Source organism: Paenarthrobacter sp. JL.01a (genome assembly GCF_025452095.1).
In the GTDB taxonomy this organism is placed as follows: Bacteria; Actinomycetota; Actinomycetes; order Actinomycetales; family Micrococcaceae; genus Arthrobacter.
Genome location: NZ_CP104877.1, coordinates 2,098,234 through 2,112,364 on the forward strand (window position 1 = coordinate 2,098,234; position 14,131 = coordinate 2,112,364).

At 63.5% G+C, this 14,131-nt stretch carries 10 protein-coding genes and 1 pseudogene; 1 reads left to right on the forward strand and 10 read right to left on the reverse strand.

The annotated features are described in order from the left end of the window. Nucleotides 1-69: 69 nt before the first annotated feature. The 10 genes and pseudogenes from N5P29_RS09935 to N5P29_RS09975 all read right to left on the reverse strand — a co-directional run bounded on the left by N5P29_RS09935 (nt 70) and on the right by N5P29_RS09975 (nt 11,928). Complete coding sequence (locus tag N5P29_RS09935; RefSeq protein ID WP_262278397.1) at nt 70-1,437, reverse strand: MFS transporter; 1,368 nt, start codon at nt 1,435-1,437, stop codon at nt 70-72. Nucleotides 1,438-1,506: 69 nt separating this feature from the next. Continuing rightward, on the reverse strand, nt 1,507-2,982 hold the full coding sequence (locus N5P29_RS09940; RefSeq protein ID WP_262278398.1) for an NAD-dependent succinate-semialdehyde dehydrogenase: 1,476 nt from the start codon (nt 2,980-2,982) through the stop codon (nt 1,507-1,509). A gap of 35 nt (nt 2,983-3,017) precedes the next feature. Further along, nucleotides 3,018-4,268, reverse strand: a complete 1,251-nt coding sequence (locus N5P29_RS09945; protein WP_262278399.1) for an iron-containing alcohol dehydrogenase — start codon at nt 4,266-4,268, stop codon at nt 3,018-3,020. Between the two features lie 154 nt (nt 4,269-4,422). Further along, nucleotides 4,423-6,396, reverse strand: coding sequence for a helix-turn-helix domain-containing protein (locus N5P29_RS09950; protein ID WP_262278400.1), 1,974 nt, complete (start codon nt 6,394-6,396; stop codon nt 4,423-4,425). A gap of 93 nt (nt 6,397-6,489) precedes the next feature. Beyond that, on the reverse strand, nt 6,490-7,599 hold the full coding sequence (locus tag N5P29_RS09955; protein WP_262278401.1) for a hypothetical protein: 1,110 nt from the start codon (nt 7,597-7,599) through the stop codon (nt 6,490-6,492). Between the two features lie 9 nt (nt 7,600-7,608). Then, a complete protein-coding gene (locus N5P29_RS09960) occupies nt 7,609-9,351 on the reverse strand; it encodes an FAD-dependent oxidoreductase (protein WP_262278402.1) in 1,743 nt (580 codons plus the stop codon). A 23-nt stretch (nt 9,352-9,374) separates the two neighbouring features. Then, nucleotides 9,375-9,638 (reverse strand): UBP-type zinc finger domain-containing protein, encoded by a 264-nt coding sequence (locus N5P29_RS09965; RefSeq protein ID WP_262278403.1) that lies wholly within the window; start codon nt 9,636-9,638, stop codon nt 9,375-9,377. 17 nt (nt 9,639-9,655) lie between these two features. After that, on the reverse strand, nt 9,656-9,829 hold the full coding sequence (locus N5P29_RS21085; protein ID WP_410007921.1) for a PDZ domain-containing protein: 174 nt from the start codon (nt 9,827-9,829) through the stop codon (nt 9,656-9,658). A gap of 77 nt (nt 9,830-9,906) precedes the next feature. Beyond that, nucleotides 9,907-10,140: pseudogene (locus N5P29_RS21090) on the reverse strand (hypothetical protein); the annotation flags it as partial. A gap of 171 nt (nt 10,141-10,311) precedes the next feature. After that, on the reverse strand, nt 10,312-11,928 hold the full coding sequence (locus tag N5P29_RS09975; RefSeq protein ID WP_262278405.1) for a PucR family transcriptional regulator: 1,617 nt from the start codon (nt 11,926-11,928) through the stop codon (nt 10,312-10,314). 313 nt (nt 11,929-12,241) lie between these two features. Between N5P29_RS09975 and dnaK the strand changes: the two genes are divergently transcribed. Beyond that, on the forward strand, nt 12,242-14,128 hold the full coding sequence (gene dnaK / locus N5P29_RS09980; protein ID WP_262278406.1) for a molecular chaperone DnaK: 1,887 nt from the start codon (nt 12,242-12,244) through the stop codon (nt 14,126-14,128). Nucleotides 14,129-14,131 lie beyond the last annotated feature (3 nt).

Here is a 14,131-nt window from a genome sequence, read left to right on the forward strand (position 1 = left end):
CCCCAAAATGAAACGCCGGTGCCACCTGCTCATTGCAGGTGGCACCGGCGTTGTCGTCCGAACGGGTAACTAGTGCACGTTGGTCTTGTCTGTAGCCTGGGCAGCGGAGACAGAGGCCGCATCAAGGCGGTCACGGACGCGCTTCACAGTTTCGGGCGCAAGGAACGCCGAAACCACGGTGATTACCCCGATGACGCTGAAGTACAGGATGACCCAACCGGGTTCGCCGTCACCTGCGTTGAGCAGGGCCACGGCGACCAGCGGTGCGATGCCGCCTGCCAGGACAGATCCAAACTGGTATCCCATGGAGGCACCGCTGTAGCGGAGCTTCGTCGAGAAGAGCTCGCTGAAGAAGGCTGCCTGCGGGCCGTACATCGAGTTGTGGAAGACCGCGAGGCCGATGATGATGGCCAGCGTGGCCATCAGCGCGCTTCCGGTGTCCGTCATGACGAAGTAGAGCGGGAAGAACAGCAGGCCGCCGATTGAGCCGAAGAGGTAGAGCGGCTTGCGGCCAATGCGGTCCGACAACGCGGCCCACAACGGCACCGCGATGACGCCAATGGCGGAGGCGATCAGCACGGACATGGAGCCCTGGTTGGCGCGCTCGGGTCCAAAGGTCCGCATGATGTAGACAACCGAGAACGTGGTGTAGAGGTAGAAGGCTGAGTTTTCCGCCAGGCGCATGCCGACCACCAGCCAAACACCCTTGCTTTCCTTCTTCAGGGCATCACCGAGCGGGTTGTGTGCGGTCTGCTTTTTCGCGATGAGTTCTTTGAAGTCCTCGGAGTCTTCGAGCTTCGCCCGGACCACCAGGCCAACGATGATCAGGAGGACGCTCAGCAGGAAGGGGACACGCCAGGCCCAGGCGTCGAACACCTCGGCCGGAACGCTGCCCTTGACGGCCAGGACGGAGGAGTTGGCCAGGAGCATGCCGGCAGGGACACCCATCTGGGTGAAGCTGCCGAAGAATCCACGACGGCCTTCCGGAGCATGTTCGGTGGAGATGATGGCCGCGCCTGCCCATTCCGCGCCGGCGCCAAAGCCCTGGACCAAGCGGAGCACGGTCAGCAGGATTGGGGCCCAGACGCCGATCTGTGCGTAGGTTGGAAGCAACCCCATGGCGAGGGTGGCGAAGCCCATCAGGAGCAGGGAGAGAACCAGCATCGGCTTGCGGCCGATCTTGTCGCCGTAGTGTCCGGCGAACATGCCGCCGAAGGGACGGGCGACAAACCCTACGGCGTAGGTGAGGAAGGCGAGGAGGAGCCCGGTGGCGGGGTCCTGCTCGGGAAAGTAGAGCCGGCTGAACACACCGGTCGCGGCCAGGAGGCCGAAGATGTAGTAGTCGTACCACTCAATGGTGGTGCCGGCGAAGCTGGCCAGGGACACGCGCCAAGGTACTCGACTTGTCTTGGCGGCAGTGGTTGAAGGGAGCGTCATTGATCTTTTCTTTTCGATGGTCAAACAGGTTTGTTGATGGGGCGGCGGTAACTGGCAGGGGGGCCAGTTTCACCAATCCACTGCGATGTACTTTGTCTCGGTGAAGTCCAGCAGGCCCTGGTGGGCGCCTTCGCGTCCCAGTCCGCTTTGTTTCACGCCACCGAACGGGGCTGCCGGGTCCGAAACCAGGCCGCGGTTCACAGCAACCATGCCGCTCTCAATGCGTTCGGCGATCCGCAGCCCGCGGCGGAAGTCCTCGGTGAACACATATGCGGCGAGGCCGTACTCGGAGTCGTTGGCGGCTGCGACCGCTTCCTCTTCCGTGTCGAACCCGATGATTGAAGCAACGGGGCCGAAAATCTCTTCGCTGACCATCCGTGCGTGCAGCGGTACGTTGGTCAGCACCGTCGGGGGGTAGTAGTAGCCGTCCCCTGCGGGCAACTGTCCGCCGGTTAGCAGGCGGGCACCCTGTTGCAGTGCGTCGCGCACCAGGGCGTCGACCTTCAAGACGCTCGCTTCGTCAACGAGGGGTCCCACTTCGGTTGCGGGGTCAGTGCCCGGGCCGACGGCGAGACCGGACATGCGGGCCGCCAAGCGGCTGGCAAATTCGGCCTGGATACCGCGTTGGACGTAGATCCGGTTGGCTGCCGTGCAGGCTTGGCCCCCGTTGCGCATCTTGGCGACCATTACGCCGTCGATGGCCTTGTCCAGGTCGGCGTCCTCGAACACCAGGAAGGGCGCGTTGCCGCCCAGTTCCATCGAGCACTTGAGGACGTTGTCCGCGGCTTGGCGCAGCAGGTGCCGCCCCACACCGGTAGAACCCGTGAAGGACAGCTTGCGCACCCTGGGGTCGGCGAGGATCGGCGTCATGACGTCGCTGGTCTTGCTTGTGGTGACAACATTGACGACGCCGGCCGGGGCACCGGCGTCGACCATCAGCTGGGCGATCGCCAGCGAGGTCAGGGGTGTCAGGGTCGCTGGCTTGAGCACGGCCGTGCAGCCTGCGGCGAGCGCCGGTGCCAGTTTGCGTGTGGCCATGGCAGCCGGAAAGTTCCACGGTGTGATCAGGACGCAAACACCGATCGGCTGGTGCTGGACCAGTATGCGGTTGGCTCCGGAGGGTGAGACGGAGACGTCCCCGATGATCCGGACGGCTTCCTCGGCATACCAGCGGAAGAACTCCGCGGCGTAGGCCACCTCTCCGCGGGCGTCCGGAAGGGCTTTGCCGTTTTCCAGGGAGATGAGCCGGGCGAGTTCCTCGCTCCGTTCGGTCATCAGGTCAAAGCAGCGGCTGAGGATTTCGGCGCGTTTGCGTGGGGCAGTAGCGGCCCAGCCGGCCAGTGCGTCCGCTGCAGCGTCGACGGCGGCAATGCCATCAGCGACGTCGGCGTCGGCGATCGCAGTAATGGCGGTGGCGTCGGAGGGGTTGACGACGTCGACTGTTCCGCCGCTCGCGGCGTCCCGCCAGAGCCCTGCGATGAGCAGTTGGCGGGGAACCGTCAGTCCTTCGAGATCAAGCGGTTCCAGGGTGGAAAGGAGGGTCATGGTAGAACCTTTGCTTCTTGGATGGGGGTGTGGGCTCAACTGATGGTGCGGTCGCCTGCAAAGGCGGCCTGCACAATGGACCCGACTGCTGCGAGGTCGAGCGGAAGGGGGTTGTTGTCGATGAGCCGTTTCGAGTTCAGTGACAGTTCGGCGATCCTGGCAAGGTCGTTTTCCGTGGCGCCGAGGTCCGCCAGCGTGGGAGGCAGTTCGATGGCGGCGATTACCTCGTCGATGGCTTCGACGCCGGCGATCGCTGCGTCCCGTGCGCCCATGCCCTTGGTGTCGCGTCCCAGGGCTTCGGCGATCTGACCCAGTTGGGGGATGATCGCACTGAAGTTGTGGCGGACGACGTAGGGGAGCAGCAGCCCGACGCCGACGCCGTGCGGGGTGTGCGTCAGCGCGCCGACCGGGTACTGGATGGCGTGGGCGGCAGCAGTTCCGGCGTTGCTGAGGACGATGCCGCCGTAGAGCGCAGCCAACATCATGTCTCCGCGCGCGTCGACGTTGCCCGGATCCTTGTAGGCGGTGGCCAGGCTGCGGCCTACAAGGCGGATTCCGTCCAGGGCAAGGGAGTCCGTCAAGACGTTCCTGCCCACGAAAACACGCTCCTTGGCGAGGGTCGGGGTGGGGTCCCGGGTGATTGCGGTGAACGACTCGATGAGGTGCACGAACGTATCCGCACCCGTGGCCGCCGTCAGCGACGGCGGGCAGGAATAGGTGAGTTCGGGATCGCATACCGAAGCGAAGGGAATAATGTGCGGGCTCGAAATGCCCATTTTCATGCCGAGTTCAGGGTCGGACACGACGGCGATGGCCGTGGCCTCCGAGCCTGTGCCCGCCGTCGTCGGAAGTGCGATCACTGGTTTGACCGGTCCCGGGACCTTGAATTCGCCGTAGTAGTCGCTGGGCACGCCACCGTAGGTCAGCAGCACCGACACGACCTTGGCCATGTCCATACAGCTTCCCCCGCCAAAACCAATGATGACATCGATGTCCTGGCCCTTGAGTTCTTCTACGCAGGCGATGATGCCGGGGACAGGCAGTTCCGCCTCCGTGCCACCGAACACGCGGACAGTGAGGTTTTGGTCTTCAAGGGACCGGACCAGTTGCTGCAGTTCTTCCGATGCCGCAACCCGGGGGTCGGTGCAAACCAGGACATTGCGGCCAAGGTCGGCAGCAATTCCGGCGATGGCGAACCGCTGTCCGGCGCCGACGACAACGGTCCTCGGCAACCTCAGGACGCCGAAAGTAGTGGGACGGATGCCCGCTTCATGCGCACACGACATTGTGACTAACTCCTAGATGTGGGGTCTTCGGCTACCTGACAGGTGCCGTGGATCTCATCGTTCCAGAGTCGTGTGAGGCAGCATATGGATGTTCCAGCCATAATGATGCCGTCAACGTGTGGCTATGTGACACCGTGGGGTGTCACGGCCGGCTTCAGGGCGAGCGACCGCCCACTCCCGCTGATTGCAGCCGCCACAGACGCAATGCCACGTGCACGTCCAGGGACCGTCCGCCGCGGCGCCAGTCCTCACCCAGGACGTTGTCGATCCTGGCCAGCCGCTGCCGCAACGTGTTGGCATGGATATGCAGGGCATTGGCCGCAGCTGCCAGGGAGCTGTCGTGTTCCAGGAAAGTCCACGCCGTCTGAACCAGCTGGGTGCCGCGCCTTGTGTCGTAGTCCAGGAGCGGGCCAAGCTGGGCGGCCAGCAGTTGGGCGGCAAACGGGCTCTCCATTGCTCCGAGGAGCATGCCGGCCGTGCCGAGCGCGGCTTTGTCCGCGGCCTCCCCGTTCCGTCCCAACGCCTGCAGTGCACCCAACACCGCGTGGGCCTCGGCATGGGCCGCCGACAAACGCGGGAATCCCGTCACAGCTTCAGACGAGCCCACGCTGGCTTCGATGCGCTGCCGCTTGAGTGCGTCGACAATTGCTGGGCCACCTGCTGTCCGGCCGGATATCGCCCGGGCAGCACGTCCTTCCCCTCCGTGGGCAGGGGGCTCAATGATGCACAGATGCGATTCGTGCAGTGCGGTAATGCCGGGGCGGCCCTCGGTATGCCGCCTAAGTACCGCAAGCGCCCGCTGGCGTTGATCGTCGCTGACTCCCACGACCCGGACAACGAGTTGGAGGTTCTCGGCAAGCCCGAACCGGCTTGCCCTCCTTTTCACGGCCTCCACGTTCCCGGAGCGGGGGTTCAGGAGCTCGTCGATCAGCTCGAGCTGGAGACGGTATTGCGCTTCCTGGTAGGTGCGCTCAAAAAGCAGCGCCGCGCTGAGCACCAGGGCGCTGCGTTCAAGTACCGCGGTCCTCTCTTGCGTCAGATGCCCCGCAACCACCAGTGACGCGAGATGCTGATCACCGGCAACAGCGGACATCACGGTGTAGTCCAGTCCATTGGCAATGAAGGGCACGGGAAGCGTCTGCGCCGCGGACATTTCTGCGGCGCTCAATGCGGCCGGGCTGCCGAAGTCTGAACCCGGGACGGGCCCTGCCATTGCCTGGCCCGTTGGCGAGACCACGAAAACCTCGCTGTCCATCGATTCGCCCAGCAGCCGCAGCAGCTCGGGCAGGCTGTCCGTGGCGGCCAGCGTTTCCATCAGCCGCCGGTCAAGCGATGCCAGCTCCTCCAGTGCCCTGACATGCGCGACGTTCTGTCGTTGGGCCTCGTCCAGCCGGGCAAGGGCATCTGCCATTTCGGTGAAGTGGCGGGCGTTTTCGAGGGCGACAGCGGCGTGGGTCCCGATGGATTCCATCAGTGCGACATCGTCACTGCTGAAGGTGTGGGCACGACGGTCGGCGACGAGGAGCGCACCGATAACCTTGCCTTCGACCCGCAACGGGACACCCATGATGGCTTTGACGCCTTCGGCCGCGACGGCAGCATCGCTTGACTCAAGGTGTGACTTGGTGTCGTCGCGGAGGTAGTCAGCGCTTTGCGCAGGTGCCTCACCGGTAGCCACAGCACCCAGGACACCCTCCCCGAGGGGCATGCGGATGTTGCGGAACTGTACCGTCGCGGCTCCGTCAGTCACCCGGATGTAGGATTCCCCGGTCGTGTAGTCATTCAAACTCAGGTAGGCGATGTCACTGCCGATAAGGGAACGGGTCCTGCGCACGATGGCTTTAAGGACGGCCTCCACATCGCGGATACCCGTAAGGTCCGTGGCTGTGTCATACAGGACGCGAAGCAGGCCCTCTCGCCTGCCTGCTTCCCAAAGCCTGGCGTTGAGGCTCCGCACGGCAGCGGATGTCGTCGGGTCGATCAGACTGGTCGCTTGCATGCTTTCCAGCTGTGGTTCGAGCTCCTCAGCGGAGACGCCATCAACGAGGTGGGAGAGAAGCCGCCCCAAGGCCAGCCCGTCAACGCGGGCGGCACGTGCACCGGAGGCCGGACCCTCTTGTGCATCCATAGCGCCAATGGTAGCCGTGCCCGTTACAGGAAAGAACCCGCGGACAGAGGATACGGCAGAGGGATCATTGCGAACCGCGTGGTTTGATCCGGATTATTCGTCTGCCTCCACCGACTGTCGACGGTGACGTTCCCGTTGGCCGTAAGCCGCACGCAGGATGTCGTCTTTTGACTCGAAACCCGAGCCAAGGGCTCCACCGATGAGCGCCGCCGAGGTGGTCATCCATGCCACTTCCATAAAGTCCAAGACTGAAACGGGGTGCTGCAGGGTTAAAGCCAGCAGACCGTCGTCGATGGCGAACACGGCAGCCAGCAGCACGGCCAGGAAAAGCATGACGTAGCTGATCACTACGCCGATCGTCAGCGACCACACTGTGGAAGTGTTGTAGAGGGACGCCTTGTATCGTTCCAGCAGGTCGTCGCGCCGGGGGCTTTCCCAGAGGTCGTGTTGGGTGATGATCCAGAACACCATCAAACTGATGGCAAGGACTGTCAGGAATGTCAGCCTCAGGGCCCCCAGCAGGTCTGCGAGCTGCCAGATCGTGTTTGTAACGAGCGCGAAGGCGCCTGTAGCAATCGCTGCGGCCATGGCACTCCTTAATCCGAAGACCAGCCGCCAAGGACGGTTCGCCCGCAGCATGCCTGCCAGCAGCCGTCCCCGGCCGAGTCGGGTGGCCGAGAGGTAGCGGAATTCAATTGGCCCGCCATCGGGAACAGCCTTTTCGACGCGGCGCGATCCGTGCAGGGAGGGCGGACCAAATTCCCCGGCGTCATCCTCGGGGTCAAAGTGACGGTGCATGGCCCAGCCGAGGTCCGCGACGGCGGAACGCACCCGACGGTCGATGTTGAAGGCGCCGAGCGCAGGCAGGGAAACCAAGGAGATCGGCTCTCCAAGTGCGACTTCCACTACTACCGTCCGTCCCCCGGAACGAACCGGAAGGTCCGTCAGGCAGACCATGACGTCCCATGACCGTCGGGCACGGTGCTTCCTCATGGGTTCCAGCATCGCTGCCAAGCCATCGCTGGCCGTGAAATCCTGGTACTCGATCTCCACGGACCATTCGTGGCGGTCATCGGCGAGATTGAGCAAACGTCCCACCTCACGGCCGTTGCGCCCGGCAAACTCGGCAGTTACCTCCGGTTCGGCGAGTACGCCTAACGTACGGGCAGTTGTTGGGGCCGCATCGCCCGGACTTTCCGACACGCCGGCCTCCTAATGTTTGGCGGCAGCACCTGGGCTGGTCGTTCCAGCCCGAAGCAGACGCAGGTGTTCGTGGATCATTGCCACAGCTGTTGAGCCTTCGCCGGCGGCAGCCGTTACACGTTTCACCGACCCGTGCCGTACATCTCCGGCCGCGAACAAGCCCGGGATGCTGGTTTCCAATGGCAGCCGTCTTCTCCCCGGATGGCTGAACCCCGGAGGAAAATCTCCGAGGTCGGCCCCGGTGAGAACAAAGCCGTGGTCATCCAGGGCCACCGTGCCCTGCAGCCATTCGGTGTGCGGCCTGGCGCCGATGAAAATGAAGAGGTAACGGGAGTCGAAGGTACGTTGTTCGCCTGTGGCCCCCATATCGACGGTGATCCGTTCAAGGACACCTGAACCAGCGAAGCCAACGATCCTGGCGCCGAGCAGGACCTCTACGCCGCGGTGCTCTTCGATCCGATCCGCGAGGTAGGCGGACATGTCTGCGCGGAGGTCATAGCCGCGCACCACCAGGCGCACGGTTGCACCTGTGCCGGCCAGGAACAGCGCTGCCTGGCCGGCGGAATTTCCACCACCGACGACAGCCACGGGCTGCGATCCGCAGAGCCTGGCCTCATGAACAGTGGCTGCGTAGAAGACGCTTATTCCTTCGTATTCCTCCAGCCCGGGCACTGGCAGGCGGCGGTAATGGACCCCGGTTGCCAGAAGCGCCGCGCGGGAGGACGCGGGACCGCTGTCGCTGAATTCTGCGTGGAACTCACCGTCCCGGAACGCGATGGAGTCAGCCCGGCAGGCGATGTTGATCCGGACCTTGAACTTTCGGGCCTGGATGACCGCTCTTTCAGTGAGTTCACCACCGGAGATTCCTGAGGGAAAGCCAAGAAAGTTTTCGATCCTCGATGAAGTGCCGGCCTGCCCACCGATCGCAAGGCCTTCCTTGAGGACAACGGACAGGCCGTCGGACGCTGCGTACACGGCGGCCGCCAGCCCCGCCGGACCGGCTCCGATGACCATCAGATCGTATGCGGCCGGATGCTCTTTGGCAGCCCGCAGGCCCAACGCTATTGCCAAGTCCGCGGTGGACGGGTTCTTGAGGATCTGCGATGCGTTGAGCACCACTGCGGGAAGGGCACCGGCACGGATCTCCGTGTGGCCCAGAATTGCCTGGGCCTGCGCGTCGTTCTCCACATCGAGCAGCCGGTGAGGCAGGCGGTTGGCGGCGGCAAATTCCAGGAGGCGCAGGGTGTCGCGGCTGAATCGGGAACCAACTATGCGGATGCCCGCGCCCGTGCTGATCAGGAGGATCCGGCGCTGAAGGTATGCCTGCAGGATGGTTTCGCCCACTGCGGCTTCCGTCAGGACCACTCGGCGTAAATCGTTGCCACTGATTTGGAGCACTTCACCCGCCTCGGCGACTACAGTGCTGACAAAGGCCGGCTGCCCCTCGACCAGGCCCAGTTCCCCCAGAAAACGCCCGGGGCCATGAACTTCGAGGATCCTCGAGCCCCTGCGGGATTCAACATGCTGTTTATCAGCGACAGCCCTCAACCCCTCAACGACGAGTACGTTGCCCTGCAGGATGACGAAGAAGTCGGAGTCGAAACTGCCCTCCTGAATGAGGACTTCTCCGGCAGCGGTGGCGCGCCTGGTGCCGACCCTGGCCAAAAAGTCGATCTGGGCCTGACCAAGCCGTGGATAAGCGCCGAAAGCGTCGGGCGTTTCGAGCAGTGGCGGGCTCGCTTCAGGCTCCATCAACTGCTTGCACCCCCGGGGCCTTAGACGAACGTCTCATGGGGATAGCACCAGCGCCAGTTTTCGCCGGGCTCGAAGGAACGGACAATGGGATGCAGTTCGGTGGCGTGGGCCCGGGCGTGCCTCATGGGTGAGGCATCGCAGCAACCCACATGGCCACAGGTGAGGCACAAGCGCAAATGGACCCAGGCTGTGCCCAAGTACAGGCATTCCTCACAGCCCTGGGGTGTGCGCACGCGCACCGGACGTATCAGTGAGAGATGCGGATCATGACTTTCGGAAATCATTGTGCCTCCTTGGCTGGCTATCGTTGCGCCGTGCTTCCCAGAGTGGCTGTCGTTGACTTCGTCTCCTTCCCGCGCTGAAACCCTATGACGGACTGCTTGCCGGGTTCCTTCTTGCGGATGGCGGCAAGGAGGTCGGTCGCGTTGGCGATGTTCTGCCCGTCGAACCGGGTAATGATGTCTCCTGGCTGAATCGCCGCCGAGGCCCTACGGCAAGCTGCCCAACCTGGGGGAGGGTCGCCGGGAACTTGGCGGACGGAAGGTCGCCCCGATCAGCCTTGACCACTGCCACATCGGTGGCGTCGTCTACTCCGACTACCGTGGCCGACGCTGCAGACCCGTCCGCGAAGCGGATCTGGACGGACTTCAATGGCTTCTTTTCCTGGTCCTCCACCTCGTGGGCGTCCGTGACTATGACGAGGATGAGCAACACGGCGCCGAAAATGGCGGTCCACGTCCTCCCTGACGCCGTACCCGTGGCGGCCACTGGCTGGCTCGTACTCATTGGACTCCCGCTGCCTGTTCTGGCTGAGTGGATGAGAGATGTACCTTTTTGAGTTTCCTCCAACTCCGACGTGCCCGCATGGTCCCCGGGCGTCCAAAAACCGCCTGGAATTGAACCCCCCAGGTCAGCCACGGACCGGCCGGCGCAGGCTGCACAGTCTGCCGGCGCCCCCTAGTGTCCCGGCCGCGACCGGGCGGACCGCAGGCGCCAGGCACGCGTGGCGACGTGCAAATTGAGGCGTGTCTCAGGGTCGCCCAGTTCAAAACCCGTGATCTGGCTGATGGACCTCAGCCGGTAACGCAGTGTGCTCCGGTGAATGGCCAGGCTGTCCGCCGTGTCGTCATAGTTGCCGCCATGATCCAGATATTGCGCAAGGGTGTGCACCAGGTCAGATCCACGGCGGTCATCGTTGCTCAGCAGTGCGCCCAGCCACTCCTCAACGTAACCTGCAAGGTCGGTTTCGCTGCCGGGCATGTCCAGGATGCGGTAGATCCCCAGTTGGTCATACCGGGTGAGCCCGTACGGCTCGGTGGAATGTACACGGACGTGAAGGGCCCGCAGAGCTTCTCCATACGAGCGGGGTAGCTCCGTGAGATCGCGGCTCGGGCCCCCGATGCCCACAGCTCCGGTGGCGCTGCGCAGCGTCCTTGCCGCAACAACGAAGAGTTCTGTATCAAGCGGTTCGCCTGTCACCACGGCAACGGTAATATCCGCATGAACTGAAACGAGTGCGGGTATTTGCAGTTCGCGCAGCGTCCTCCGCAGGGCGATCGTCACAGTATCGTCCGTCCTGGGCGGTTGCCACTGAGCGACGAACACGTGCTGCGGACCCCGGATGTCGTATCCCAAGGCCTCTGCACGCACCATGGCCGTTTCTTGATCCATTCCAGAGACCAGTTCATGCACCAGGTCGCGGCCCAGCTTCAGTTCCAGTTGCGCCATGCTGCGGCGGTGGGACATCTCCACCTGCAAGAGCCGTGTTGCATACTGCAGGGCAAAGACGTCATCCGCAGTGTAGGGCAGGCCGTTTTCCAAGAGGCACATTGCCCCGAGCAGGTCCCTGTCCGGCAGGACCAGGGACACGAGCCTTTGTGGTTCCCGCACTGGCAAACCGGACGCGCGCCATAGTTGCTCTGTCCGGGACCTGTCCGCCGCGCTGGACCGGGGGTATGGGCGCACGGATTTGGTCCCGGCCACAGCGTGGATATTTCCGAACGCGTCCTCGACGGTGACAGGGCGCCCCGTCACCACGGACAGCACTTCCGCCAACAGCGAGTTCCGCGACGTCATCCTTCCCAAGGGAGCGGTGAGGGCGCCATCCAACGCGTTTTGTATCGACGTCCGGGCTTCGAGGTGCATCACCGTCGCCGAGAGGGCACGCAATCTCTCGGCAAGCGCAGTTGCAGCGGGCTGCAGTGTGGCGTCCCGCTGCAGGTAGGTTCCCGGCTCCTCCTCGGCTGGCCGTCGTACCGTTGCACGGAGCGCGGTCATCTGGGACGGAGTTGGAACACGGCCGGCATGCAGGACGAGGCATCCGTTCAGTTCTCCGCTGTCACCAAGCACACAGAGCGCGTATCGCCAGGCAGGTCCTGTTGCCGACGGCGCAGCATCCGTCCCTTCGGGTTGGTGGCCGTCGTCATGGTCCTGGGCCGTCGGTGCCCGGTCCGGGCTCGGAACCAAGTGGCCGTCCACCACGAGATACACAGCTGCTATAAAGCAGAATTCCAGTACGGAAACAGATCGTACGGCTACGCCAAGTACCTCCCCGGCCCCTCGTCGATAGAACATTCAGTTGACCCGTCGTCTCTGTCCGCAGTGAGGGTCCGTCCGTGGCGGGGTGTGTGGCAGCAGACCCAAAAACGATCCCGCTCACTTCGACACTACGCTCGCGGAGCCTATTCTGGTAGGTCAGTTCAATGGAGCAGATTTGGACCCGGGAGGTCATGCCGCCGTTTCCCTGCACGGGGCAGACTCGACCTTATTAGGCCACATGACAAAGCCCTTCGAGCCTCAGTGTCAGTCAGGGCGGGTGATCATGAGGTGAAATCTCGGGCGGACGTCGCCACAGAACAGGTCACGCCCACTAGGACCGGAGCGAGTCATGGCCAAAGCAGTAGGAATCGATCTTGGAACCACCAACTCAGTGATCGCCGTCTGGGAAGGTGGGGAGGCCCGTGTTGTACCTAATGCAGAAGGGGCCCGGACCACGCCCTCGGTTGTGGCCTATACGGACGCCGGGGAACGGCTGGTGGGGCAACTCGCCCGTCGGCAGGCGATCCTCAACCCCAAGGGAACCATCACCTCGGCCAAACGGTTTATCGGCCGGCACTACGACGAAATCACCGATGAAGCCAAGGCCGTGAGCTTCGACGTCGTAGCGGATGACAATGGCGTGGCCCGCTTTGCGGTCCAGGGCAAGAAAGTCGCGCCCGAAGAAGTAAGCGCGCTCGTCCTTCGTAAGTTGGTGGACGACGCTGCGAAGCAGTTGGGCGAAAAGGTCACCGAAGCAGTCATTACAGTTCCCGCGTACTTCAATGACGCCCAGCGCACTGCAACCAAGGATGCGGGCAGGATTGCCGGTCTGGAAGTGCTGCGCATCATCAATGAACCTACCGCTGCGGCTCTTGCCTACGGTATAGACAAACGCCAGCATGAGACGGTCTTGGTGTTCGACCTTGGCGGGGGAACCTTTGATGTGAGCCTGCTGGACGTGGGCGACGGCGTTGTGGAAGTCCGCTCGACGGCGGGTGATACGCACCTCGGAGGCGACGATTTTGACCGCCGCCTGGTCGATTACCTGGCCGACGGGTTCCAGAAGGAGAACGGCATCGACCTTCGGTCGGACGCCCAAGCGTTGCAACGCCTGTTTGAGGCGGCCGAGAAGGCCAAAGTCGAGCTGAGTTCCGTGACCCAGACCCAGGTAAACCTGCCCTTTATAACGGCCGACGCCGCAGGCCCGAAGCATCTTACGACCACTATTCGACGCTCCGTTTTTGAAGAGATTACCCATGACTTGGTGGAACGCACCATGGAGCCGGTCAAGCAGGCCATGGCCGACGCCAAGGTCACGGCCAACGACATCGATGAAGTGATCCTGGTGGGCGGTTCTACCCGCATCCCGGCCGTACAGAACGTCGTTCGGCGCCTGACCGGCGGCAAAGATCCCAACATGAGCGTCAATCCCGATGAAGTCGTGGCCATCGGTGCGGCGATCCAGGCCGGTGTGCTCAAGGGTGAGGTCTCGGACGTCCTGCTGCTGGATGTGGTGCCGCTTTCGCTGGGGGTCGAGACCCGAGGGGGTGTGATGACCAAGGTCATCGAGCGCAACACCACCATTCCGGCAAGGCGCAGCGAAGTGTTCTCCACCGCCGATGATAACCAGCCCGCCGTCGACGTGGTGGTCTTGCAGGGGGAGCGGGAACTTGCGGCGGACAATCGGGTGCTGGGCCGTTTCCAGCTGACCGATATCCGGCCTGCGCCCCGCGGCGAGCCGCAGATCGAGGTTACGTTCGACGTCGATGCCAACGGCATCCTGAATGTCACGGCACGTGACAAGGACACGGGCAAGGAGCAGGGCATCACTATCAGCGAAGGCTCCAACCTCGACGCCAAAGAAGTCGAGCGCATGATTGCCGAGGCTGAGTCCCACAGAAGCGAGGACCTGCAGAGCCGGGAGCGGATAGACGCACTCAACGAACTCGATGCTGTGGCCTATCGGGTGGAACGGACCATGAACGAACTCGGTGACAGGGTCGCCGCGCACGACAAGGCTCGGGCCGAACTGCTGATCGGGCAGGCGCGCGACGCGGTCAATAACCAGGCGGAGGCATCCACTGCGAGGGAACTCGTCTCCGAACTTCAGCAACTTCAGGCGGCGCTCAGTGCGTCAGACTCTTCCGTGGGCGCGGCCGGACCCGGGGTCTCCGACCAGCAATCCAGCGGGGTGGACGACGATGACATCGTCGACGCAGAGTTCGATCGTGGCTAGGAA

Coding starts and splice junctions, on each gene's coding strand:
- N5P29_RS09935 (WP_262278397.1), bottom strand. CDS start 1,437: ATGACGCTCCCTTCAACCACTGCCGCCAAGACAAGTCGAGTACCTTGG.
- N5P29_RS09940 (WP_262278398.1), bottom strand. CDS start 2,982: ATGACCCTCCTTTCCACCCTGGAACCGCTTGATCTCGAAGGACTGACG.
- N5P29_RS09945 (WP_262278399.1), bottom strand. CDS start 4,268: ATGTCGTGTGCGCATGAAGCGGGCATCCGTCCCACTACTTTCGGCGTC.
- N5P29_RS09950 (WP_262278400.1), bottom strand. CDS start 6,396: ATGGATGCACAAGAGGGTCCGGCCTCCGGTGCACGTGCCGCCCGCGTT.
- N5P29_RS09960 (WP_262278402.1), bottom strand. CDS start 9,351: ATGGAGCCTGAAGCGAGCCCGCCACTGCTCGAAACGCCCGACGCTTTC.
- N5P29_RS09965 (WP_262278403.1), bottom strand. CDS start 9,638: ATGATTTCCGAAAGTCATGATCCGCATCTCTCACTGATACGTCCGGTG.
- N5P29_RS09975 (WP_262278405.1), bottom strand. CDS start 11,928: ATGTTCTATCGACGAGGGGCCGGGGAGGTACTTGGCGTAGCCGTACGA.
- dnaK (WP_262278406.1), top strand. CDS start 12,242: ATGGCCAAAGCAGTAGGAATCGATCTTGGAACCACCAACTCAGTGATC.